We start from the raw sequence: 22,567 nt of genomic DNA, 5'->3' as shown, positions 1-22,567 counted from the left end.
TGGTTCTGGATATGCCAGTTGTTATTGCTCTCGAACTGGTCCTGTTTGCCGGCGGCCATGGTCAGCGAGGAGAGGCCGAGGGCGGCGACGGCGAGGAAGGTCAAGGTTTTCATGGTGTTCTCTCTTTCGTATCGACGGGAACCACTCGGGTTCTCGCGTCGGCTGTGTAAAAAAATATCTACCCGGGTGAGACGTGTCGGGCTGGACCGAAGTTCTATGTCGACGCGCCTAAGTTCGTTATCAAACATTAAGACTCGCGTCGTTTTCTGCATCCCATGAACTGCATCTTACTCGGTAACAGTTCGAAGGAGAAGGTTCCATTCTTGAACAGATTGTTTCTGAAATGGATCTAATCTTGCCTGTGTCAAGGCCAATGACAGGAGGAACATCCAGCATAGGCCAACGACTCAGAGAAGGATACAGCGACTTTCACATGACCCTGTTTTAGTTAGTGCCATGTATTTCTGTATTATTTTCTCTTTCCTACGGGTTGTTGCTTCAGTGCGGCAACCTTGCTTGCAAATAGGGCCGGTATTGTGCCGTCACTTATTAGTGCTATTGATGGAACGGATTTTTACGCCGCCATCGATGTCGGATTACGCTCGATCTGGCTTGTCGGCCGAGTTTTCGAGTCAATCCGGGGCGACTGGTGAGAGCGAGCATCTGTTCGATATTGACCATATATGTTCGATATCGAAAAAATAAGCTCTCGGCTTGCTCCAGCGCTGCCATCATGCGGGGGGTGACTTAGCCAGGGCTTAGTGCTGACGTTTTTTCTGCTGCCAGCCGTTGTTGCTGTTGGCCGTACCCGAATGGAGCGCAGCCGGCGCTTCCCGTTCAGTCGGCGGCGTGACGTGCAGCGCTCATGAAGTGAATCTTACTTAGATACAGTTACATATTGAAGTGGATTTGAATGAACACAGCGTTCAGCTGGCGCGACTAATCGCGAGAAGGGGGGCAAGCCATTGCCTGGGGGAGGGGAGCGAGCTTCCCCCGCGACCATCAGGAGCTCAGTGCATGTTCATCGCAGAAATGGTGGCCGGCTTCATAACCGACATCGAACAGGCGAGCCAGATTGGAGTGCGACCAGTCCAGCTCCTGGGCGTAATCGCGGGCGTCAAGGTAGTGCTCATAATTGATGCGCAGCAACTCGCAGCGCGGTTTGCCTGTGTCGGGATCGATCAGGTGGCGCGATTCGAACAACTTGAGATCGTCACGCGCGATCTCGGTGAGCGGGGTAATGATGGACTGGCCCCAGGCGTCGTACAGATCGGTCGGCGGGTGCAGCAAGCGATCGCAACCGAGTACGTCGAAGACGACCACCGTATCGATGTGGCGGTGGCGCTGGAACAGCCCTTTGAAATTCAGAGTGTCGATCGCGGCGCCTTCGATAAAGAACTCGCCATCGATTTCGTACGGGGGGTAGAGGAACGGAAACGACAGGGCGGCGAGAAACTGATCCTTGCCGATCGCCTGCTTGTCCCATACCTGCATCTCGTGGCGGCTGAGATTGTAGGCATTCATATAGAACGCAGGCTCAATGCGGGCGAGTGCGGCGAAGTCGACGACGCTATCGATGAAGGGAACATGCGCGCACAGACCGGTGCTGGATGCGTTCAGATCGCTCGGCGAGAGCGTTGCCAGCAGCAGGCGGGTCCAGTCGGCAAACAGGCGCTGCGCCGGACCGTCGGCCGCCTGTTGCTGGATCTGCTGCAGGATGGGGTTTTGTGCAATCAGATCGCGCCAGCCTTCGGCCAACGAACCTGGCTTGCAGAAGACCTTGAAGTTGACTGGAAGCTGTTGGTAGATGAGGTCGTCGACGCCCATGTCGACGACGCTGCGCAGCGCCTCCACCGGGTTGCCGGATTTGGGCGCGCAATAGAGCAAGCCGATCAGCGCGCCGGCGCCCGCGGTCGAGATGATATCGAACGAGACCTCGCGTTCGATAAACGCCACCAGGGCGCCCGCCATGAGGGTGGCGTTGGGCGCTCCCCCTCCGAGTACCAGTGCCAGTGATCGTGCCATTGCCCCACTCCAGTGACGTTGACATTAATCACTCTATATTGCTATGCACAAAACAGGAAGGAGGATCGTCGTCCGACGCCCGCTATGGGAGGGGGGGCTCAGAGGCCTTCGTAGCTGCAGACTGTGAACAGATCGATGCCTGAGTCGCGAACCAGCTTGCCGCCCCCCAGTTCCGGCAACTCGATGATCGCCGCCGCTTCGATCACGTCGGCGCCTAGGCGCTGCAGCAATTTGGCGCCGGCCATCATGGTGCCGCCGGTTGCGACCAGGTCGTCGATAAGTACGATGCGGTCGCCCGCCTTGCAGGCGTCGGTGTGGATTTCAACGCAGGCGTTGCCGTATTCAAGCTCGTACTCTTCTGCCATCGTGGTGAAAGGCAGCTTGCCCTTCTTGCGGATGGGGGTAAAGCCGACGTTGAGTTCGTAAGCTACGACCGAGCCGATGATGAAGCCTCTGGCATCCAGCCCTGCGATCATGTCGACGCGTTCGTTCATGTAGCGATGGACGAAGAGATCGATCAGGACACGAAAGGATTTCGGGTTCTGCAACAACGGTGTGATGTCGCGAAACATCACGCCGGCATGAGGCCAGTCCGGAACGGTGCGGATCCATTCTTTCAGATAACTGGCGTAGTCGAGATTGCTTAGATTTTCCATTCCGCCATTTTAGCCGACGTGAAGACGCCCCGACTAGCGGGGCGTCAAAGGTGTTGCTATCCGGACACCGCAATAGTGTCCGTAGTGAATCAGAACATGGCCAGCTTGACGACCCACAGTGCGGCAATGATCAGCACGGCGGGCTTCAGGTCGGCGAAGCGCCCGGCCAGGATCTTGATCATCGCATAGCTGATGAAGCCGAAGGCAATGCCATCCGCTATCGAATATGTGAATGGCATCGCTAGCGCGGTCATCACGGCCGGTGCGGATTCGGTCAGGTCGTTCCACTCGATCTCGGCCAGGCCGCGCGCCATCAGTACCGCGACGTAGCACAGCGCCGGAGCGGTGGCATAGGCGGGAACCGTCATTGCCAGCGGCGACAGCCACAGGCAGGCCAGAAACAGCACGGCGACCACGACGGCGGTCAGCCCGGTGCGACCGCCGACAGCCGTTCCGGCCGCCGATTCGATATACGCCGTGGTGGAGGACGTGCCCATCATGGCGCCGGCGGTGATGGCGATGGAGTCGGCCAGCAGCGCACGCTTCAGGCGCGGCAGCTTGCCGTCGCGATCGAGCAGGCCGGCGCGGTGGGACACGCCGATCAGGGTGCCGGTGGTGTCGAACAGGTCGACGAAGAAGAACACGAAGACCACGCCTAGCAAGCCGACATTGAGCGCACCGTGCAGGTCCATCTTCATCAGGGTCGGGGCCATGCTTGGCACGGGGGCGACGATACCCTGGAACTTCGACAGGCCCAGCACGATCGACAGCGCGGTGACGACCAGAATGCCGATGATGATGGAACCGTGGATGCGGCGATATTCGAGCGCCACGATCAGGAAGAAGCCGAGGATGGCCAGCAGCGTGGTCGGGTTGTGCATATTGCCGAGCGTCAGGTAGGTGGCCGGGTCAGCGGCGATGACCCCGGCATTCTTGAGCGCAATGATGGCGAGGAACATGCCGACGCCAGCCGAGATCGCGAACTTGAGCGAACGCGGGATGGCATTGACGATGGCTTCGCGCACCTTGAACAGGCTGACGGCAAGGAAAACCAGACCGGAAATGAATACGGCCCCCATGGCGGCTTGCCACGGTACGTGCATGCCCTTGACTACGGTGAAGGTGAAATAGGCGTTTAACCCCATGCCGGGCGCCAGGGCGATCGGATAATTGGCGACCAGCCCCATGATGGCCGTGCCCAGGGCGGCGGCGAGGCAGGTGGCGACGAAAACGGCATTGAGATCCATGCCGGTGTTGGACAGGATCAGGGGGTTGACAAGAACGACGTAGGCCATTGTCAGGAAGGTGGTGAAACCGGCCAGGACTTCGGTCCTGACGGTCGTCCCGTGTGCCTTCAACCTGAACAGGCTCTCGAGTAGCGGCATTGCAGACAACTCCTTCGATGTGGAGACTTCGCGAAAAGCGCAGGATTCTACGACCATGAAGAGCCAAACACCTAAATCTTGACGTGAAAATAGTTGTCGTGAGCCGAGCGCGGGCCAACTGTGGTATACTGGAATATTAATCTCTAGTTTCCGGAGTCTGACCGTGACTCAGCCGACTGGCTCGATCTATATCGTCGTAGCGCCCTCGGGGGCGGGTAAAACATCGCTGGTGGAGGCCTTGCTGGCCGCGGAGCCCACCGTGGAGTTGTCCGTGTCCTTCACGACGCGGGAGGCGCGTGAAGGGGAGGTGCACGGTACGCACTATCACTTCGTCGACCGGGAAATGTTCGAGACGATGATCGCTCGCAACGATTTTCTGGAGTACGCCGAGGTATATGGCAATTATTATGGGACGAGCGCCAGCTGGATTCGTTCCCGTTTGGCGGATGGCCGCGATGTTCTGCTCGAGATCGACTGGCAGGGCGCGCGTCAGGTACGCAAGTGCTTCCCCGAAGCGGTCAGCATTTTCATCATGCCGCCTTCGATCGAGGAGCTGGAGCGCCGTCTTCGCGGTCGCGCGAGCGACAGCGAAGAGGTGATTGCCCGGCGTCTGGCGGCGGCACGCTCCGAGATCGCCAAGGTGACGGAGTATGATTACATTGTGATTAATGATAACTTCGAACGAGCGAAGTCGGATTTGATCAGCATCGTACGCTCGCAGCGGTTGAAGTGCGCGGTACAGATCGCCCGCCATGCCCTGAAGTTGTCGCATATGAGAAGCCGCGACTGAGCCCTGGCTCGCGCGGCGGTTTTTGAGTTTGTTTCCGATTGACCTGAAATATTGAGAGGACACCATGGCCCGTATTACCGTTGACGATTGCCTGGATCGCATTTCCAACCGCTTCGATCTGACCCTGGCCGCCGCCTATCGCGCGCGCCAGGTGGCGTCCGGTGCCACGACCTTCGTGGACGGCGGCCGTCACAAACCGACCGTGGTGGCATTGCGCGAAATCGCTGCCGGCCACGTCGGCAAGGAACTGCTCAACCGCGGCAAGGCCTGAAACCGACCTTAGGCGCAGCCCCATGTGTTCAGATATTGTAGCGACGATAGACTATCGCGCCATTGTAGATGCCGATGCGGAAACTTTTTTCGCGGCGGCGGCGCGCTTTCTCAAGCCTGAAGACGTGCAGTTGCTGCATCAGGCGTTTGAACTCAGCCGGGAAGCGCACGAAGGGCAGACGCGCAAGAGCGGCGAACCTTACATCACGCATCCGCTGGCGGTGGCAACCATGCTCACCGAATGGCGGATCGACGTGCAGGGGCTCGCCGCGGCCTTGCTGCATGACGTACTTGAAGATACCGGGGTCAGCAAATCGACGCTGGCCGAGAAATTCGGTCGCACGATCGCGGATCTGGTCGACGGCTTGTCCAAGCTGGAACGGCTGGAATACCAGACCCGGGAAACGGCGCAGGCGGAGAATTTCCGCAAGATGGTCCTGGCGATGGCGCGCGATATCCGCGTCATCATCGTCAAGCTGGCCGACCGGCTGCACAATATGCGTACGCTGGATTCGATGCGCGAGGACAAGCGACGACGGATCGCCCTGGAAACGCTGGAAATCTACGCCCCTATCGCCAACCGCATCGGGTTGAACAAGGTGTATCGCGAGTTGCAGGATCTGGCCTTTCGTCATCTGCACCACCATCGTTACAACGTTCTGGCCAAGGCGGTGCGCGCAGCGCGCGGCAACCGCCGAGAAGTGGTCAACAAGATCCTGCAGGCCGTCAGCCAGAAACTGGTCGGCGGTAATATCGAGGCGGTCATCAAGGGCCGCGAAAAAAACCTCTACAGCATCTACAAGAAAATGCAGGAAAAGCACCTGTCGTTTTCCGAGGTGCTGGATATCTACGGTTTCCGCGTCGTGGTCAACGACATTCCCAGCTGCTACCTGGCGCTGGGGGCCCTGCACAGTCTGTACAAGCCCATTCCGGGCAAATTCAAGGATTACATCGCCATTCCCAAGGGCAACGGCTACCAGAGCTTGCATACCACCCTGTTCGGTCCCTATGGCACGCCGGTGGAAATGCAGATCCGCACGCGCGAGATGAACCGCGTGGCCGAAGCGGGGGTGGCATCGCACTGGATGTACAAGAGCGGCGACAGCGGGCTGGACACGGCCCAGCAGCGCACGCACCAGTGGCTGCAGAGCATTCTCGACATTCAGGCGGAAAGCGACGACGCCGTCGAGTTTCTCGAACATATCAAGATCGACCTGTTTCCTGACGAAGTCTATGTGTTCACGCCCAAGGGCCGCATCATGGTGCTGCCGCAGGGGGCGACGCCGGTCGACTTCGCCTACGCGGTGCATACCGACGTCGGTCATCGCTGCATCGCCTCGCGCGTCAATCACGCGCTGGTGCCCTTGCGCACCGAGCTGCGCAATGGCGACACCGTCGAAATCATTACCTCGACCCAGGCCAAGCCTAATCCGTCGTGGCTGAGCTTCGTGCAGAGCGGCCGTGCTCGTTCCTGCATCCGCAACTACCTCAAGAGCCTGCAGCGAACCGAGGCCGCACAGCTGGGCGAGAAACTGCTCAAGCAGGCGGTCGGGGCGCTTGCCGCCGCACCGGTGGCCATCGATGACGTCCTGCGCAGCGCCTATCTGGCCGCGTGGAGCGAAAAACACCAGAGCTTCGGCGATGTGCTGGTGGAAATCGGCGTCGGCAAGATGCTGCCGGTGGTGGTGGCGCGTCGTCTGATCGAACTCGCCGGCGCCCGTCTCGGCGAAGATCTGCATATCGCGCCGGTTGCGATCCGTGGCAACGAAGGCGGCTCGGTGCAACTGTCCAGCTGTTGCAATCCGATTCCGGGCGACGATATCGTCGGCGTGCTGACCAAGGGCCAGGGGCTGGTCGTGCACCGCGCCAGTTGTGCCAACAGCCGCCGCGTCGACCAGGACAAATTGTTGCCGGTTGCCTGGGATAACCAGAAGGGGCGCATGTTCGGCGTGACCATCAGCGTGCTCGCGCGAAACGAACGGGGGGCGCTGGCCGAGATCGCGACCGCCATCTCGCAGGCGGCCGCCAATATTGAAAGCGTCGACACGCAGGACACCCATGTCGGCGACGGTTTCATTCATATTCACTTCCGTCTTCAAGTCGACAATCTGTCGCATCTGGAGAAGGTGTTGGCGGGCGTGGAGCAAGTCAACGTCGTGCAACAGGCCGAGCGGCGCTAAGCGCTGTTGTAAAATGGCTGCAAAAGTGCGGCCTTTGCGCCACGGCGATGGCAGGGGGTGCGTCGTTTCTCTCGACAGCGGCCCGGCTTCGTTGTACAGTGTCGCCTCGCTTGGCTTGTGCCAGGCGCTTATTTCGCAGTCCGTTATCCGACACCGAGGGGGTGATTCCGTAGCCGGTACCGTGGCGCAAGCCCGGAACGGTGAGTCGTATCAGCTTTTTAAAAGCTCGTAGTATTGTTAAAATAAACGTTTACCAAGCGATCAGCTTTCAAGGTTAAGGATATACACGTAAATGCCTCATATTCGCGTTAAAGAGAATGAACCGTTCGAAGTCGCAATGCGTCGTTTCAAGCGCGCCGTCGAAAAGACCGGCCTGCTGACTGAACTGCGTGCCCGCGAGTTCTACGAAAAGCCGACTACCGAACGCAAGCGCAAGCACGCTGCCGCCGTGAAGCGCCACTACAAGCGCATCCGCAGCCAAATGCTGCCGCCGAAGCTCTACTAAACGCTTCGTCACTCCGGCAATCGAGCATGACCGCAGGTTAACCCTGCGGTTTTGCCGTTTGTACGTTCCGAATTACCGTTGCGAGTCCGACATGAGCCTGAAAATTCGAATCTCCGACGACATGAAAGTCGCCATGAAGGCGCGCGATAGCGCTCGCCTGTCCGCCATTCGCCTCCTTCTCGCCGCCATCAAGCAGCGCGAAGTCGACGAGCGGATCGAACTGGACGACGCGGGCGTCGTCGCCGTCATCGACAAAATGCTCAAGCAGCGCCGCGATTCGGTGTCGCAGTATCTGGCAGCCAAGCGCCAGGATCTGGCCGACAAGGAATCGTTCGAAATGGATGTGCTGATGGCCTATTTGCCGCAGCAACTGACCGAGAGCGAAATCGACGACCTCATCGCCGCCGCCGTTGCCGCCACCGGTGCCGCCACCGGTGCCGCCTCGGCCCGCGACATGGGCAAGGTGATGGGACTGCTCAAGCCGCAAATGGCCGGCCGCGCCGATATGACGGTGGTCAGCGCCCGCATCAAGGCGCATTTTGCAGCCTGAGCGTTTGTTCGCCGTCGGCAAGCGATGATTCCCCAGGATTTCGTCGATCAACTGCTGACCCGCGTCGATATCGTCGACGTGGTGGACCGTTACGTCCCGCTCAAGCGCGGCGGGCAGAACTATCTGGCTTGTTGCCCGTTTCACAAAGAAAAGTCGCCTTCGTTCACCGTCAGTCCGAGCAAGCAGTTCTATCACTGCTTCGGCTGCGGCGCCCACGGCTCGGCCATCGGCTTCGTCATGGAATATCAGGGGCTGGGCTTCGTCGAAGCCGTCAAGCTGCTGGCCGAAGGCATTGGCATGCAGGTGCCCGAATCGGTCGGTCGGCAACCGGCCGAAGAGCGCCAGGCGCGCGAGCGCAAGATGTCGCTGGAACAGGCGATGCAGCGGGCGGCGGACTATTACAAGCAGCAGCTGAAGAGCGCGGTCGATGCGATCGGCTACCTCAAGGGGCGCGGGCTGAGTGGCGAAATCGCCGCACGCTTTGGACTGGGTTTTGCGCCCGGGCAGTGGCAGAACCTGGAGGCGGCTTTCGACAACTATGACGATGCCTTGCTGGTCGAAGGCGGGCTGGTCATCGTCAACGAAGAAGGCCGCCGCTACGACCGCTTTCGCGAGCGGGTGATGTTCCCTATCCGCAACCAGCGCGGGGCCATCATCGGCTTCGGTGGTCGCGTGCTGGGCAAGGGCGAACCGAAGTACCTGAACTCTCCGGAGACGCCGCTGTTCGAGAAGGGCCGCGAGTTGTACGGGCTGTACGAGGCGCGCCAGGCGATTCGGGCCAAGAATCGCGTGCTGGTGGTCGAAGGGTATATGGACGTGGTGGCATTGGCCCAGTTCGGTATCGAGTACGCCGTGGCCACGCTCGGAACCTCGACCAGCGGCGAGCACGTGCGCAAGCTGATGCGTCACGCCGATCATGTCTATTTTTGTTTCGACGGCGATAGCGCCGGGCAGAAAGCCGCGTGGCGGGCGCTGGAAAACAGCCTGCCGCAGCTGGTCGACGGCAAGTCATTGCATTTTTTGTTTCTCCCGGAAGAACACGATCCGGACAGTTATATCCGCGCCAGCGGCAGCGAAGCGTTCGAGACACTTCTCGAGCAGCAGAGCCTGCCGCTGTCGTCGTATTTCACACGCGAGCTGACGCGGCGCGTGGAGCTGGACACGCCGGAGGGGAAGGCCGATCTGATTCGTCAGTCGGCCCCCCTGCTGGCGCAAATAGGCGCTCCGGCGCTGGGCTTCATCATCAAAAAAAGGCTGGCCGAACTGGCCGGCGTGGATGTCGATGACTTCGACAGACTGGTGGGCCTGAAGAAACCGGAGCGCAAGGGGCGGCGCGAGTACCGTCTGCCGGAGGAGTCCAACCGGCAGGTCAATACGTCGATCATCCGCAAGCAAGTGAAGTGGTTGCTGATGAACCCCACGTGGGCCAACGATGTCGAAATGCCGGATAGTCTGACTTTGTCGGATGAACTGGCCTGCTTTGCCATGCTGGCGGAACGCGCCCAGCAGAGCGAAGCGCCGACAACGGCCCAACTGGTCGAGTGCATTCGCGGAACCCCGTACGAGGGGTTGGTCGATAGTGTGCTGCAGCAGGCCATGCAGGACCCGGAGGAGTTCGCCTCGCCCGACGAGGACGACCGCAATCAGTTTCGCGACGGAAACCAGCGTTTGCTGCAACTCATTCGCGCGGCCGAATTGGGGCGGTTGATCCAGAAGTCACGCAGCGAGCGGCTGAGTCCGGAGGAATCGCATCTCATGCGCGAGCTGCTGGTCAGGCCGGGTTGACTACCGGCCAGACAGGACTCGCGCCTTGGTGATATACTTAACTGTTTTTTTCGGCATTTTTTCAAGCAGGAAGCGAAATGGCGGCCTCTCCCGAAAATCAAAAGGATGTACAGGACAACGAACAAGGTTCGATGAGCCTGGAAGAACAGCGCAAACGGTTGCGCCAGTTGATTGCCCTGGGCAAGGAACGTGGTTACCTGACCTATGCGGAAATCAACGATCACTTGCCGGAAGACGTGTCCGACGCCGAGCAGATCGAAAACATCGTCACCATGATCAGTGGCCTGGGCATCCAGGTTTATGACGAAGCTCCGGATGCCGACACCCTGCTCATGTCCGACGCCGCACCGGCGGTCGCGGACGAAGATGCCGTGGAAGAGGCGGAAGCAGCGCTGTCTTCGGTCGACTCCGAATTCGGCCGCACGACCGATCCGGTGCGCATGTATATGCGCGAGATGGGCTCGGTCGAACTGCTGACGCGCGAAGGCGAAATCGAAATCGCCAAGCGCATCGAAGACGGTTTGAAGTTCATGATCCAGGCGATCTCCGCCTGCCCGGGGACCATCTCCGAAGTGCTCGAGTTGATCGAGCGCGTGGCCAAGGAAGAAATCCGGGTGGATGAAGTCGTCGATGGCTTCATCAATCCCGATGGCGAGGCGGCGGAAGAGGTTCCCCCTCCCTTCGTCGAACCGGTGGTCGAGGAAGAACTGGCGGCCGAAGAAGAAGAGAGCGACGACGAGACCGACGCCGATGCCGAAGCCGCTGCGCTGACGCTGGCCAATCTGGAAGAACTCAAGCAGCAGGCGCTCGAACATTTCGCCGGCGTGCGCATGCTGTTCGACAAGATGGTCAAGGAGCTCACCAAGAACGGTTCGCAGAGCAAGATCTACCAGGAGCTGCAGGCTGCGATCACCGAAGAGTTCATGCGCGTCCGTTTCTCGACCCGGCAGATCGAAAGTCTGTGCGAATCGCTGCGTAGCCGCGTCAACGAAATCCGCGCGATCGAACGCGATATCCAGGATATCTGTGTGACCCGCGTACGCATGGATCGCTCTCATTTCATCAAGGGCTTTCCTGGCAACGAGACCAATCTCGAATGGGTCGAGCGCGAGATAGCGTCCGGCAAGTCGTGGTCGGAGGCGCTGACCCGCTTCCAGTACGCGATCATCGAGAAGCAGAGCAAGCTGGCTTCGCTGCAGGAAAAGGCGATGCTGACGATCAAGGAGCTGAAGGAAATCAACCGGCAGATGTCGTCGGGCGAATCCAAGGCCCGCCGCGCGAAGAAGGAAATGATCGAGGCCAACCTGCGCCTGGTGATTTCCATCGCCAAGAAGTACACCAACCGCGGTCTGCAGTTCCTCGATCTGATCCAGGAAGGCAATATCGGCCTGATGAAGGCGGTGGACAAGTTCGAATACCGTCGCGGCTACAAGTTCTCGACCTATGCGACGTGGTGGATCCGCCAGGCGATCACGCGCTCCATCGCCGACCAGGCACGCACCATCCGCATTCCGGTGCACATGATCGAAACCATCAACAAGATGAATCGTATCAGTCGCCAGATCCTGCAGGAATCGGGGCGCGAGCCGGACCCGGCCGAGCTGGCCGAGCGCATGGAAATGCCCGAGGAGAAGATCCGCAAGATCATGAAGATCTCCAAGGAACCGATCTCGATGGAAACGCCGATCGGCGACGACGATGACAGCCATCTCGGCGACTTCATCGAAGACGCGGTCACGCTGGCACCGTCGGACGCGGCCATGTACTCGAGCCTGAAAGACGCGACCAAGGAAGTGCTCGACACGCTGACGCCGCGCGAAGCCAAGGTGCTGCGCATGCGTTTCGGCATCGACATGAACACCGACCACACCCTCGAGGAAGTCGGCAAGCAGTTCGATGTCACGCGCGAACGGATTCGTCAGATCGAAGCCAAGGCCTTGCGCAAGCTGCGCCATCCGACCCGTTCGGAGCGTCTGCGCAGCTTTCTCGATAATGAGCCCGGCGGCCAATAATTTGATATAATGCGCAGCTCAGGGCCTTTAGCTCAGTTGGTTAGAGCAGAGGACTCATAATCCTTTGGTCATCGGTTCAAGTCCGATAGGGCCCACCAGTAAAACAACGGCTTGCAAGCGATTGCAGGCCGTTTTTCATTGCGTTTTTTTAGCTGGTAGGCATCTGGTAGGCGATGGGTGGTATTTCGAATGGTTTGTTCAGGTCACGTGCTCATCTTTGCTGTTTAATTTCGTGATAGAAATAAAGTCCGAGTGCCTTCGGAGATGGAGGGTGGGATGGCTGATTTGATCGCAGTCGTAAAGGTAGTTGGACCCTTTCTCAAAAAAATCTACAAGCCCCTGAAGTTCTACCATGACCTCAAAACGGCACAGCCAATGACATTTACCATCGGCACCCAGACAGAGGTTGGGTCTATGCTTTTCACGACAGGCCGCGTGATCTCCATCAACCTGTGTCAGGTCGTGATTGACGGATACCAGGTTGATGCCCCTCAGACGACCCACGGTAAATTTACCATCAAGCTGCATTCGATCTGTGGCATCAGCCATTACGCTCGAAGAGACGAATGACAAGACGATTGGCTATGGAATAATTGGTTTCGGCGTCAATGACTTACGATCAAGGGGTTGTGAGGTCGCCGTACGATGGCGTTGTCTAGCAACGGTGTTCACGTTGCTGAGGTTGAGCCGGACGAACCTCTCTTCCTCGGAATCGTGAATGCTGCTTTCATCGACAGTCACGATCACGCCGCTCGAAACGAGTGTTTTGAGAACGACATCCCTCAGGGGGTGTCAGCATTTCCGTGTTTAGGGCGAATTGAATTTCACACGTGATGCTGAATGAAACGATCACCGTAAAGGATAGCGAATTGGTTCATGGCTGTCTTCCAGTCATGCGCCGCACGGCTCCAGTTGGCGGTGATGTTGCGCAGGGCCAGCCAGATCAGCTTCGTGGCCGCTTCATCGTTCGGGAAGTGCCCCCGGGTTCTGATGATCTTGCGTAATTGCGTGTTGACGTTCTCGATCGCATTGGTCGTGTAAATCACCTTGCGCACCGTCGGCGGGAACGCGAAGAACGGGATGACGCGATCCCAGGCGCTACGCCAGGGGGGCCTGTCCGAATTTCTGTCCCCACTCGCCTTCACTGAAGGCCTCCAGTTCCGCCTCGGCCGCTTCCGCGCTCGGGGCGGTTTAGATCGGGCGAATGGCGACGGCCAACGCTTTCCGGTCTTTCCAGCTCGCGTAGTCGAGGCTGTTGCGGATCAGATGGACGATGCATGTCTGCAACGTGGTCGCAGGGAAGACGGCGGCCAGCGCCTCCGGCATGCCCTTGAGACCGTTGGTGACGGCAATCAGGATGTCGTTGACGCCGCGCGTCTTGAGGTCGTTGAAGACCTTCATCCAGAATTTGGCGCCCTCAGTGCCTTCGATCCAGAGACCGAGAATGTCGCGGGAACCATCGGTCCGCACGCCCAGCGCCAAATAAACGGCTTTGTTGCGCACAACGGCATCCTCGCGGATTTTGACCCGCAGCGCATCGAAGAACACGACGGGGTAAAGAATGTCGAGCGGACGCGACTACCAGGCAACGACTTCGGCCATCACCTCTTCGGTAACCGAACTGATGAAGTCCGGCGACACGGTGGTGCCATACTGCTCCTGCAGAAAGCCCTGAATTTCACGGACGGTCATACCCCGGGCGTACATGGCGAACGGACATTGACCATAGACGGATCCAAGGTCTACTCTCGGCTGAAGCGGTCATATCGTTACCGACGGCTGTTGGTCGTAAGCAGACTCAAAACCCCAGTGATCTTCGTGTTCGGGCGGAGTGAAAGACGCTAGGTGAGGCCGACGTCTGTGCAAAAATTGAACATTTATCTCCCTCTCTGGATAACCCAGAATCAATAGAGTAAGGGAAGGGGTTCCATAGGAGAATTCATGACGAATGACCTGCCTGAAGGGCACGATCAAAACCAAACAGTCTCAGAACAAAAGGGCATTCTACGTAATCTTCTGGCCGATATCCTAACGGTATCGCGGGAGGTTCGAATTCTACTGCTCGGACAATTTTTCATGAACGTCTCCACGTTCACGGCTTTCCCCCTCATGGCCGTGTACATGGCGCAGCATCTCAAGTTTTCCTCTGCCGAGATCGGAACGGTTCTCACCATTCACCTCGTTGCCGGGCGGGTATTACCTATCGTTACCGGCCCCCTAGCTGACCGCTTTGGTTTTCGAACACTGATGGTGCTGGGCCTAGCGCTGCGGGCGCTAGGCTTTCTTTACTTCGCCATTATTTCCGGTCCCGCTCTGATCGCGCTGACTACCTTGGCTATAGGCCTGGGAACCGCTTTATACGAATCTGCAGTCTACGGCATCTTTGGACGTCAACCACCACAGATCGTAGTAAGAATCTTTGTGCTCAACAACCTACTGCTGAATCTGGGGGTGGTCGTTGGCCCCATGCTAGGCGCTGCACTACTGTTCTTCAATCCGGTCGCGCCCTTCTATGCAAGTAGTGTTTTTTTCGCGAGTTTGGCTCTTGGGTGCATTCGCTTCGGCCACTTCGACCGATTGTACGTCAGCCGCTCCTCGATCATTGATAGCTGGAAAGCCGTTTTCCAAGACAAAGTATTTCTGTTGTTTTTATTTGCCACGTTCGCTTGGTGGTTCCTGTTTTCCCAGTTGTTTGTGCTATTTCCGCTGATGGCAACCAAACTGGCCGGGTCAGAAGTCGGTGCCAGTGCGGTATTCGTTACGAATGGCATCGCTGGGTTGCTGTTTGTCGGTCTGTCCCTTGTGATCTTCAAGTGGGTATCAAAGCACGGTGTTTTGCTCGGCTGCTATATCGCGCTAATGGGTCTGTACTCGGTAGCTGGATTTGGTAAAGGCTTGACCTGGCTACTGATGGTTATTGCTCTCTATACGTTGGTCGAAACACTCATCCTGCCTGCCATCGAGTCGATCACCGCCGATCTGGCTCATGACGGAAAGCAGGCGACATTTTTTGGCGCAATCAGCCTCTCATGGGGGCTTGGCGGAGGCCTCGGCAACTACGTAGGTAGTTGGCTAGCGATGAGCGATATGAATAGGATCGAGGTGTGGGGCGTGCTCGCTGGCGCGGCTGGGCTTGGAGTATTGCTCACTCTCTTGTTTAATCGAGTCTCAGCGCGGCAATGAACTGCTAGGGAAGGTCTGAACAAGTCCCGGTCTTCCGGTTAAAATCAATCATCCCACCGCATCAAGGACTGGCGATGAGCAAGCAACTGAGCTTTACCGATCTCGAACAGACCGCGAAGAAGAAACAGACCCGTCGAGAAATCTTCCTCGCCGAAATGGGCAAGGTCATGCCGTGGGACAAACTCGAAGCAGCCATCGAACCGTTCTATCCCAAAGCGGGTAATGGCCGGCGTCCGTATCCGTTATCGAGCATGCTACGTATTTATTGCCTGCAACAGTGGTATTCGTTGTCCGCCCCCTTCGATGGAAGAGAGCTTGTACGAGATTGCATCCATGCGGCATTTCGCACTGATCAATATCGACGCGGTTCCTGATGAAACCACGCTACTGCACTTTCGCCACCTGCTGGAGAAACACCGCCTGACCGAAGCCCTGTTCGCCACGATTAACCAATACCACGCGGCCAAGGGCTTGACCCTCAAGCGGGCATGTACTGAATTTAATGTGATGGTCAGCCTGACCTAAACAGCCCAGCAGGCGTCAAACCTACTAGGCTGTTTTTTCATCTTAGCGGAGGTGCATCATGGCAACCGTCACCCTCATCGGCCTGGATATCGGCAAGAACAGCTTTCACCTGATCGGACACGACCAGCACGGCCATCCCATTCTCAAGAAGCAGTTTAATCGTACCCTTTTGCTCGGCTTCCTTGCCAATCACTCGGCCTGCCGCATAGTGATGGAAGCCTGCTGCGGCGCTCATTGGCTGGTGCGCAAGCTCCAGAGTTTTGGTCATCGGTTCAAGTCCGATAGGGGCCACCAGTAAAACAATGGCTTGCAGAGAAATCTGCAAGCCGTTTTTTATTTTTGTGGCTGTCGTGTACTTGCTATGTACTCACTGACGCTCAACGCTTCCTCTGATTGAGAAGGGCGGGAATAAAAGTAAGCTGGTAAAACGCTTTGCTGCCTCAGTGGTTTTAAGATAACCCCGCGGGGGAGCGAGTATGCTGATGGCGAGGCGGCATCGGTCAAAGGTGTGTCCGAACCCGCTCTTTGAACGGTCCCGGTTCAATCTCATTAGGCCGTGTTTGTCGCTTCAGCGAATAATCCCCCGGGGGCTATCGGGCGAGTGGGAGTCCCTACGTGCCCAGCTATCCGTCAGGCCGCGACCTTGAAGCGAGAGAGGATCGTGTTCAGGGTCGTGACTTCGCCTCTGAGGTCTTCCGCTGAGGTCGACGTAGCCTGGGTACTGGCACTGGTCTCTTCTGTCATTTGGGCCACCCGCTCGATTTGCTGGGCAATATTGTTACTGGCCTGGGATTGCTCGCGCATCGCCCCGGATATCTCGCTGACCTGATCGACCACTGTGCTGGTGCTGCCAAGAATTTTTTCAATGGCGGCTGTGGCTTGTTCCGCCTGGGTAACACCGGCGTTGACCTGGCCCACGACCTGCTGCATGGAAGCGACAGTGAGCTCCGCTCCGGTCTGGATCGCTCCAATCATGCCGCTGATTTCCTGGGTCGAGGCCGCCGTGCGCTCCGCAAGTTTACGGACCTCATCTGCGACAACGGCGAAGCCTCTACCCGTGTCGCCTGCTCTGGCGGCTTCGATGGCGGCATTCAGTGCCAAAAGATTGGTCTGCTCAGCAATATCACGGATCACGCCGACGACGGCATCGATTCGGGCTGTCTGGCCTTTGAGTTCATCAATCCTGGCCGAGGCTTCCATTACCGTATCCGACGTGGAACGAATGGCGGCGATGGTGCCGCTGATGACATGGCTTCCGTCGCGTGCATCGGAGCCTGCTTGACTACCACTGCCGTTGGCTTGTTCCGCGCGGTCAGCGACGTGGGTGACACTGACCGTCATTTCCTCTACTGCTGCTGACATGCTGGATGTAGCTTCGCTGACCTGCTGGGTCGCTTTTGACATTTCAAGAGAAGCATTCGCGACGCTATGTGCATGGCTACTGATGTTATTGCCGACCTGTTGGACCTGGATGAAGGCCTCTTGCAGGGTTCCCAGTAGGTGGTTGACCGCTGATACTGTCTGGCTGATTTCGTCTTTGCCTCTGGTTGCGATGCGCTGGGTGAAGTCGAGGCTGGAGGCCGCATTTGTAATGCCCCCGCGCAGTGTTTCGAGCGGTTTTTTAATCTGGTTGACCAGCCAGATACCGCCGATGAGCAGAACAATGGCCGTGATGATCAACACCGTCATCAGCAAGGTGCGGCTTGTCACCATCATCGCTGTGATATCTTTCTGGCCGTTATCAGAAAGCAGATGATTGTAATTATCCGCTTTGTCGACGGCTTGGACGGCAACCGCCGACAATGGAGTGACCTCTTTATCGAGTAAGTCACGCGCTTCATCGAGTTTACCCTGATCGGATAGCTGAAGCAGCGCAGGAAGCGCTGCATAGAATTTTTCTATTCCAGCCGCTGCAGCATCGATGTTGGAACGATCCTGGTCGTCGGTAATCAGGTTTTTTCTATAGTTTTCTATCCCTTTGCTGACTGCTTCCTGGCTTACCTCGACAGCTTTCCTTTGATTATTTTTTTCTTCTTTGCTGCTTGCCAGCATGTGTTTCAGAACTGCGCGGCGGGCATCAGCAAGCTTGTAGTGAATATCCGTTACTTGTGTGACTGATGGGACCAGATTCAATGCAATGTCGTCCACCGACTGATGGATACGGGTCAACTGGTAAAAGGTGATCGTGGCATTCAGAAGCAGTCCGAATAGGCCGAAGCCCAGGAGCAGGTAGAGTTTGGAGGATATTTTCATGGCATTCCTTTTTGTTGTCTGAAGTGACGAGTCACTACATTATACTTGTAATACTTGGTGTAAATACTTTACACACAAGTAATGCCAGTCACTATACCGTGCTTGTAAAATTCAGCGTGAATACTTTACTTCACGGGTGCCCGGGATCACCCGTTTTACCCCGCTCTGCCGGCGCTGGCGCAGCCCGCACAGCAATCCGATCGTCAACCAGTGCATCAGGAGAACACGTACGATGGGCCACCTGCCCATGGTCAGTGCCGCGGCCTCCTGACAAGCCAATCCGGTGGGCCGATGCCCGTGTAGCTGGAGCGTTCCGGCCCGGAGGAGAATCCAGACCCGGTGCTTGATCGCGGGTATAGTGCTTTTTATGGTGGTCGATCCCCGAGCTGGGAAACCGCCATCCACCTGGGTGCCGAATTCATGGATCGAACCGAACTGTCCACCGCCGACTGGGTCGTGCGAGACGCCCAAGCAGGGCGAGTCGAGCGAATCGAGGCCTGGTTCGGCGGTCATGGCTACGATCCGCACCGCCACGATACCTACTCGATCGGTCGCACACTCTCTGGCGTGCAGAGCTTTCACTATAAGGGCGTACTGCGCCACGGCATGCCGGGAAACACGCTGATACTGCATCCGGATGAACTGCATGACGGCATGGCGGGAACAGAGGCGGGTTTTCGCTACCGCATGGCCTATGTCGATCCGGCCCTGATTCAGCAAGTCCTGGGGGGGGAGCCGTTGCCCTACATCGCCGGCGGGCTGTCGAACGATCTTCGTCTGTATCGGGCCAGTGAATCTTTTGTACAGGCAATGGATCATCCGCTCGACGCGCTGGAAGAACAGGACGCCCTGTTCGATTTGGCGACCGCATTACGGGCGGTTGCAGGCAAACCGCGCGGGCGCAAGCGTCTGGATTATCGTGCTGCCGAGCGGGCAAGGGAATTCATCATGTCAAATCTCCACCTCGGCATTACCCTGGAGATGCTGGAGCGCGCTAGCGGGCGCGAACGCTGGAGTCTCTCCCGTGACTTCAGGGTCTTGTATGGCACCAGCCCTTATCGCTTCGTTACCTTGCGCCGTCTTGATCATTTCCGCGCATTGATCCTGGATGGATTCACGCTGGTGGATGCCGCGCTGGCGGCGGGCTTTCATGACCAGAGCCATATGACAAGGCATTTCACGCGTTGCTATGGCGTCCCCCCCTCGCGTTGGCTGGAGCGCATTCGAGTGCAGCGGCAACGTGCAGGATCGTACAAGAACGCCCTGGAGCTCCTCCCTTATGCTGACGATTCCCGTTAATAGAGGACTCGACATGGACCATTCCCGCAACGAACCGAACTTGCAAGCCGTGAACCTGGCGCACAAAGTCTCACTCATCGATCAGCCGTGGAGCCCGCGGGTTGTCGCCGAGATGAACGACTACCAGTTCAAGGTCGTGCGCATAGAAGGCGAGTTCATCTGGCACTCCCACCCCGAGACCGATGAGGCATTTCTCGTGATCGGGGGAACGCTGCGTATCGACCTGCCCCATGGCTGCGTCTACGTCGGCCCGGGCGAGTTGTACGTCGTTCCGCGAGGCGTGGAGCACAGGACTGCAGCAGAGGGTGAGGCCAGACTCATGATGATCGAACCCCGCGGGATACTGAATACGGGGCATGAAGGTGGAGAGCGCACGGCCGATAACGACGTTTGGATCTGAGGGCGCGAGCCCTGCTTATTCATGCCGCCAGTCGAATCATTTCGCCGGTTTCATGCAACGATAGAGAGCGGCGCTCCTGGCGCGTCGGCGGCAGCAAGGACACGGGGCGGCCGCCGACGCGTTCGCATCGGGCCGACCCGGTCTGCGACAGCGCATCTGACATGGCTGCCATCGCCGGCATCGCTACCCGCCTGTCGGCTGAACGGCTGCTTCGCGGCAATGCCGGGCGGCTTCGCGCAGGGGGAATGCAAAACGCCCCCTCCGTGAGGGGGCGCGTGCTTGAAGCGGGGCATCCGCCGGCCGCGGGTTCATCGCGATCGAATCATATTCGATAATGTCCAAGCGTCTCGATCTGGCTGCGCGCAAGGTGATCCAGGCGCGTGGCGCTTTGAGCGGTATGCTGTGCCGCAGCGCTCGACTGCTCCGACATCTGTGCGGTCTGTTCGACCTGAGAGGCAATACTGTTGCTGGCAACGCCCTGCTCGCGGATGGCGGCTGAAATGGCACTGATGCTCTGAGTCGCTGCCGAGACGTTATCCCCGATGCGCCGGATCGCCTGATCGGCATCGTCGGCACGGGCCACACCGGTTTCGACCAGTTGTTCCGCCGTCTTCATCTCGTTCGTGGCCTGCTGCGCTTTTGCGACCATGGCTTCGATGGTGGTGGAAATTTCCTGGGTCGATTTGGCGGTCCGCTCGGCCAGTTTGCGCACTTCGTCGGCTACCACGGCGAACCCGCGCCCGGTCTCGCCGGCGCGCGCCGCTTCGATGGCTGCATTGAGTGCGAGCAGGTTGGTCTGGTCGGCAATGTCGCGAATGACATCGATCACGGCACGGACCTTTCCACTATCCGCTTCCAGCTCATGGATGCTGGTGGCGGATATCTTGACGACGGATGAAATTTCGTGAATGTCCTTGATCGTTTGTCCTATGGTGCTGGAGCCCTCATCGACCAGCTTGCCGGCTTCTGCGGCACCGTCATTCGTGGCTCGTGCCTGATCTGCAACGTGGTTCACGCTGACCGTCATTTCTTCGACGGTTGCGGCCATATTGGCTGCCGACTCGCTCTGGGCCGCCGAGGCGGATGAAACTTGGCCCGCGGTTTGCGACAGTTCCTGCGATGCGCTGGCGACCTGATGCGCGCCATCGAGAAGGCTTTTCAGACTGCTCTGCATCCCCTCCAGAAGCGTGTTGAATGCCTGGGCGGTACGACCGATCTCATCGTTGCCGGAGACCTTGGCGCGGGTGGTGAAATCCCGGGATGCGCTGACGTGTTCCAGTGTGGCCTGTATGCCTTCCAGGCCGCCGCGGATGCTGCGGTAGAGATGGGCGGCAAGCAGCCCGGAGGCGATGAACACCCCGCCGATGATGATGGCCGACAGCAGCAGCGCCTGCTGGTATTGCTGCGTACTTTCTTTTGCTGCCGCATCAGCCAGATCGGTGTTGAATTTGTAGTGATCTTCCAGCGCCTTGGTCAGGTTGTCGGCAACCTGGCGCCCCTGAACCAGCAGTTGTTCGACGGCGTCCTGGGTTTTCCCTGCCTTCGATAGCGCTATGGCCCTGTCGCGAACCGTGCGGTACTGGCTTGCGGCCGCTTTGTCGATATCCAGGAGCTGTTTGTCGGCATCGTTCGAGAGGTCATTGGCCAGATAGTCGGCCATGGCGGCGTCGAACGCTTTGTCGGCGTCGGCGATCGAGGCAAGTTCCGCCGCTTTTTGCGTGGCTTCTGTCGTCAAGATGTACTTCAGGACGTTCACGCGCATAGTGGTCAGCGCTTGCTTCGAATCGTTCATGACTTTCAGGCTGGGAACGGTGTTGACTTGAAAGTAGTCGAGCCGTGACTGAGCCTGACGCAGTTGCCAGACGCCATAGCCGCCGACGGCCAGCATTCCCAGGAGGGCGATGGAAAGAGTGATGAAAAGTCTTTTCGTGATGGTCATCGTTATTATTCCCCGGAGGATCTAATGATTCTGACGGAACTGACTCACCGCTCCTTATCGGGTGTGGGACTGTGTGGCAAGGCCGGCTTTCGATAGGGGCATGCCCTGAACGGCTGTCGTTGCGTTAGTTCCAATTCGCAGCTTGTAGTTGCACCTTATAGCTATAGGATATTCTTATCTATTGTCTAGCCGGCAGTAACAGGTAGCGACGAGGTGACCGCCGGCACCGCCCTTGTGTGCCTGGGTGGCTCCGCCGGGCAGCGCGAGTGGCGCTGGCCGGGGCTGCCATATCGAAGATAGAGCGCAATTGTGGTCGGCGCGCTCGTGCAGCAAGGGCAAGTGGCCCCGATTGCTGTAGGCAAAAGTTCACTTGTCATCCGGTCTGGCCCGCCTTAGCGTCTGCGATGGACGGTTTTCGTCGTGACGTGATTAAGGAAGGAGCGGCACATGCATGCAGCCAAGAAAATCCAGCGCCTCCTTGATGAAGGAAAAGATCCGGAGCAGGTCGCGATACTTGTCGATCTGGCCTGTGCGTTGGGGAAGGGGGGCGCTTTCGATTTGTCTGCGCTGTACACGATCGATATGGCTTACTTCAAGCTGGGGATGGATCTGCTTGGCGAATGGCGGCTCGGACAGCACATCAGCGCACGCGGCAAGGTGCTCGAGCAGCTGCAAGCGGCAGGTAAACAGAAAAAGAAAATAGCCCGCAACGGCGGTGAGGTCGGAGGCCCGGCCTAGCGCGCGGCGTTACGCGTGCCCGAAAAAGCGCCACGGCATGCCGTGGCGCTTTCGTGTTGCCGCGATGGCACC

18 protein-coding genes, 2 tRNA genes and 3 pseudogenes are annotated in these 22,567 nt (G+C 58.2%); 16 read left to right on the top strand and 7 right to left on the bottom strand.

The genetic code is table 11. The features are described from left to right. Window positions 1–1,002: 1,002 nt before the first annotated feature. The 3 genes from G520_RS0119535 to G520_RS0119525 all read right to left on the bottom strand — a co-directional run bounded on the left by G520_RS0119535 (window position 1,003) and on the right by G520_RS0119525 (window position 4,066). Complete coding sequence (locus tag G520_RS0119535; RefSeq protein ID WP_028537124.1) at window positions 1,003–2,025, bottom strand: patatin-like phospholipase family protein; 1,023 nt, start codon at window positions 2,023–2,025, stop codon at window positions 1,003–1,005. Window positions 2,026–2,123: 98 nt separating this feature from the next. Further along, the gene (locus tag G520_RS0119530; protein ID WP_028537123.1) at window positions 2,124–2,681 is read right to left on the bottom strand and encodes an adenine phosphoribosyltransferase; all 558 of its coding nucleotides are present in this window, start codon (window positions 2,679–2,681) and stop codon (window positions 2,124–2,126) included. An 89-nt stretch (window positions 2,682–2,770) separates the two neighbouring features. Then, on the bottom strand, window positions 2,771–4,066 hold the full coding sequence (locus G520_RS0119525) for an NCS2 family permease (RefSeq protein ID WP_028537122.1): 1,296 nt from the start codon (window positions 4,064–4,066) through the stop codon (window positions 2,771–2,773). 163 nt (window positions 4,067–4,229) lie between these two features. Between G520_RS0119525 and gmk the strand changes: the two genes are divergently transcribed. The 9 genes from gmk to G520_RS0119480 all read left to right on the top strand — a co-directional run bounded on the left by gmk (window position 4,230) and on the right by G520_RS0119480 (window position 12,728). Further along, window positions 4,230–4,856, top strand: a complete 627-nt coding sequence (gmk, locus tag G520_RS0119520; protein ID WP_028537121.1) for a guanylate kinase — start codon at window positions 4,230–4,232, stop codon at window positions 4,854–4,856. A gap of 64 nt (window positions 4,857–4,920) precedes the next feature. Then, window positions 4,921–5,127, top strand: a complete 207-nt coding sequence (gene rpoZ, locus G520_RS0119515; RefSeq protein WP_028537120.1) for a DNA-directed RNA polymerase subunit omega — start codon at window positions 4,921–4,923, stop codon at window positions 5,125–5,127. 22 nt (window positions 5,128–5,149) lie between these two features. Continuing rightward, window positions 5,150–7,306, top strand: a complete 2,157-nt coding sequence (locus tag G520_RS0119510; protein ID WP_028537119.1) for a RelA/SpoT family protein — start codon at window positions 5,150–5,152, stop codon at window positions 7,304–7,306. Window positions 7,307–7,598: 292 nt separating this feature from the next. Further along, window positions 7,599–7,811, top strand: a complete 213-nt coding sequence (gene rpsU / locus G520_RS0119505; protein ID WP_028537118.1) for a 30S ribosomal protein S21 — start codon at window positions 7,599–7,601, stop codon at window positions 7,809–7,811. 91 nt (window positions 7,812–7,902) lie between these two features. Further along, complete coding sequence (locus G520_RS0119500) at window positions 7,903–8,361, top strand: GatB/YqeY domain-containing protein (protein WP_028537117.1); 459 nt, start codon at window positions 7,903–7,905, stop codon at window positions 8,359–8,361. 24 nt (window positions 8,362–8,385) lie between these two features. Next, window positions 8,386–10,146, top strand: coding sequence for a DNA primase (dnaG, locus tag G520_RS0119495; protein WP_028537116.1), 1,761 nt, complete (start codon window positions 8,386–8,388; stop codon window positions 10,144–10,146). A 77-nt stretch (window positions 10,147–10,223) separates the two neighbouring features. Beyond that, a complete protein-coding gene (rpoD, locus tag G520_RS0119490; protein WP_028537115.1) occupies window positions 10,224–12,158 on the top strand; it encodes an RNA polymerase sigma factor RpoD in 1,935 nt (644 codons plus the stop codon). A gap of 21 nt (window positions 12,159–12,179) precedes the next feature. Next, window positions 12,180–12,256: transfer RNA gene (locus G520_RS0119485), tRNA-Ile, on the top strand. 178 nt (window positions 12,257–12,434) lie between these two features. After that, the gene (locus G520_RS0119480) at window positions 12,435–12,728 is read left to right on the top strand and encodes a hypothetical protein (protein WP_028537114.1); all 294 of its coding nucleotides are present in this window, start codon (window positions 12,435–12,437) and stop codon (window positions 12,726–12,728) included. Window positions 12,729–12,982: 254 nt separating this feature from the next. On the opposite strand, the pseudogene G520_RS23555 reads toward G520_RS0119480, so the two are convergent. Continuing rightward, window positions 12,983–13,868: pseudogene (locus G520_RS23555) on the bottom strand (IS256 family transposase); the annotation flags it as partial. 231 nt (window positions 13,869–14,099) lie between these two features. Between G520_RS23555 and G520_RS0119460 the strand changes: the two are divergent. From G520_RS0119460 to G520_RS25130, 4 genes and pseudogenes are all read left to right on the top strand, one after another. After that, window positions 14,100–15,341 carry an MFS transporter gene (locus G520_RS0119460; RefSeq protein ID WP_028537111.1) on the top strand — a complete coding sequence of 414 codons (1,242 nt, stop codon included), beginning with the start codon at window positions 14,100–14,102 and terminating at the stop codon, window positions 15,339–15,341. Window positions 15,342–15,415: 74 nt separating this feature from the next. Next, window positions 15,416–15,824: pseudogene (locus G520_RS25275) on the top strand (transposase); the annotation flags it as partial. A 100-nt stretch (window positions 15,825–15,924) separates the two neighbouring features. Further along, window positions 15,925–16,137, top strand: a pseudogene (locus tag G520_RS25600) (IS110 family transposase); the annotation flags it as partial. Then, a tRNA-OTHER gene (locus G520_RS25130) sits at window positions 16,093–16,160 on the top strand. The pseudogene G520_RS25600 and the gene G520_RS25130, both read left to right, overlap by 45 nt. Window positions 16,161–16,496: 336 nt before the next feature. On the opposite strand, the gene G520_RS0119445 is transcribed toward G520_RS25130, so the two are convergent. Beyond that, window positions 16,497–18,119: a methyl-accepting chemotaxis protein gene (locus G520_RS0119445; RefSeq protein ID WP_028537108.1), complete on the bottom strand. Its 1,623-nt coding sequence runs from the start codon at window positions 18,117–18,119 to the stop codon at window positions 16,497–16,499. Between the two features lie 420 nt (window positions 18,120–18,539). Here G520_RS0119445 and G520_RS0119440 point away from each other — a divergent pair, with 420 nt between their 5' ends. Together G520_RS0119440 and G520_RS0119435 are read left to right on the top strand one after the other, a co-directional pair. Next, window positions 18,540–19,418 carry an AraC family transcriptional regulator gene (locus G520_RS0119440; protein ID WP_028537107.1) on the top strand — a complete coding sequence of 293 codons (879 nt, stop codon included), beginning with the start codon at window positions 18,540–18,542 and terminating at the stop codon, window positions 19,416–19,418. 13 nt (window positions 19,419–19,431) lie between these two features. Then, window positions 19,432–19,818: a cupin domain-containing protein gene (locus G520_RS0119435; RefSeq protein WP_028537106.1), complete on the top strand. Its 387-nt coding sequence runs from the start codon at window positions 19,432–19,434 to the stop codon at window positions 19,816–19,818. A 19-nt stretch (window positions 19,819–19,837) separates the two neighbouring features. On the opposite strand, the gene G520_RS25125 is transcribed toward G520_RS0119435, so the two are convergent. Both G520_RS25125 and G520_RS0119425 read right to left on the bottom strand, forming a co-directional pair. Further along, window positions 19,838–19,990: a hypothetical protein gene (locus tag G520_RS25125; RefSeq protein WP_156877021.1), complete on the bottom strand. Its 153-nt coding sequence runs from the start codon at window positions 19,988–19,990 to the stop codon at window positions 19,838–19,840. Between the two features lie 150 nt (window positions 19,991–20,140). Continuing rightward, a complete protein-coding gene (locus G520_RS0119425; RefSeq protein WP_028537105.1) occupies window positions 20,141–21,757 on the bottom strand; it encodes a methyl-accepting chemotaxis protein in 1,617 nt (538 codons plus the stop codon). Between the two features lie 447 nt (window positions 21,758–22,204). Between G520_RS0119425 and G520_RS23545 the strand changes: the two genes are divergently transcribed. Beyond that, the gene (locus tag G520_RS23545; protein WP_051229537.1) at window positions 22,205–22,495 is read left to right on the top strand and encodes a hypothetical protein; all 291 of its coding nucleotides are present in this window, start codon (window positions 22,205–22,207) and stop codon (window positions 22,493–22,495) included. The last annotated feature ends 72 nt before the right edge of the window (window positions 22,496–22,567 follow it).

The organism is Paludibacterium yongneupense DSM 18731, assembly GCF_000422925.1.
GTDB classification, from domain to species: Bacteria; Pseudomonadota; Gammaproteobacteria; order Burkholderiales; family Chromobacteriaceae; genus Paludibacterium; species Paludibacterium yongneupense.
The sequence above is the reverse complement of the archived record's forward strand: the minus strand, read 5'-3'. Positions and strand labels throughout refer to the sequence as shown.

Bases quoted from the DNA above. Each gene is read 5' to 3' on its own strand.
- G520_RS0119535 (WP_028537124.1), bottom strand. From the start codon at position 2,025: ATGGCACGATCACTGGCACTGGTACTCGGAGGGGGAGCGCCCAACGCC.
- G520_RS0119530 (WP_028537123.1), bottom strand. From the start codon at position 2,681: ATGGAAAATCTAAGCAATCTCGACTACGCCAGTTATCTGAAAGAATGG.
- G520_RS0119525 (WP_028537122.1), bottom strand. From the start codon at position 4,066: ATGCCGCTACTCGAGAGCCTGTTCAGGTTGAAGGCACACGGGACGACC.
- rpoZ (WP_028537120.1), top strand. From the start codon at position 4,921: ATGGCCCGTATTACCGTTGACGATTGCCTGGATCGCATTTCCAACCGC.
- G520_RS0119510 (WP_028537119.1), top strand. From the start codon at position 5,150: ATGTGTTCAGATATTGTAGCGACGATAGACTATCGCGCCATTGTAGAT.
- rpsU (WP_028537118.1), top strand. From the start codon at position 7,599: ATGCCTCATATTCGCGTTAAAGAGAATGAACCGTTCGAAGTCGCAATG.
- G520_RS0119500 (WP_028537117.1), top strand. From the start codon at position 7,903: ATGAGCCTGAAAATTCGAATCTCCGACGACATGAAAGTCGCCATGAAG.
- dnaG (WP_028537116.1), top strand. From the start codon at position 8,386: ATGATTCCCCAGGATTTCGTCGATCAACTGCTGACCCGCGTCGATATC.
- rpoD (WP_028537115.1), top strand. From the start codon at position 10,224: ATGGCGGCCTCTCCCGAAAATCAAAAGGATGTACAGGACAACGAACAA.
- G520_RS0119480 (WP_028537114.1), top strand. From the start codon at position 12,435: ATGGCTGATTTGATCGCAGTCGTAAAGGTAGTTGGACCCTTTCTCAAA.
- G520_RS0119460 (WP_028537111.1), top strand. From the start codon at position 14,100: ATGACGAATGACCTGCCTGAAGGGCACGATCAAAACCAAACAGTCTCA.
- G520_RS0119445 (WP_028537108.1), bottom strand. From the start codon at position 18,119: ATGAAAATATCCTCCAAACTCTACCTGCTCCTGGGCTTCGGCCTATTC.
- G520_RS0119440 (WP_028537107.1), top strand. From the start codon at position 18,540: ATGGATCGAACCGAACTGTCCACCGCCGACTGGGTCGTGCGAGACGCC.
- G520_RS0119435 (WP_028537106.1), top strand. From the start codon at position 19,432: ATGGACCATTCCCGCAACGAACCGAACTTGCAAGCCGTGAACCTGGCG.
- G520_RS25125 (WP_156877021.1), bottom strand. From the start codon at position 19,990: ATGGCAGCCATGTCAGATGCGCTGTCGCAGACCGGGTCGGCCCGATGC.
- G520_RS0119425 (WP_028537105.1), bottom strand. From the start codon at position 21,757: ATGACCATCACGAAAAGACTTTTCATCACTCTTTCCATCGCCCTCCTG.
- G520_RS23545 (WP_051229537.1), top strand. From the start codon at position 22,205: ATGCATGCAGCCAAGAAAATCCAGCGCCTCCTTGATGAAGGAAAAGAT.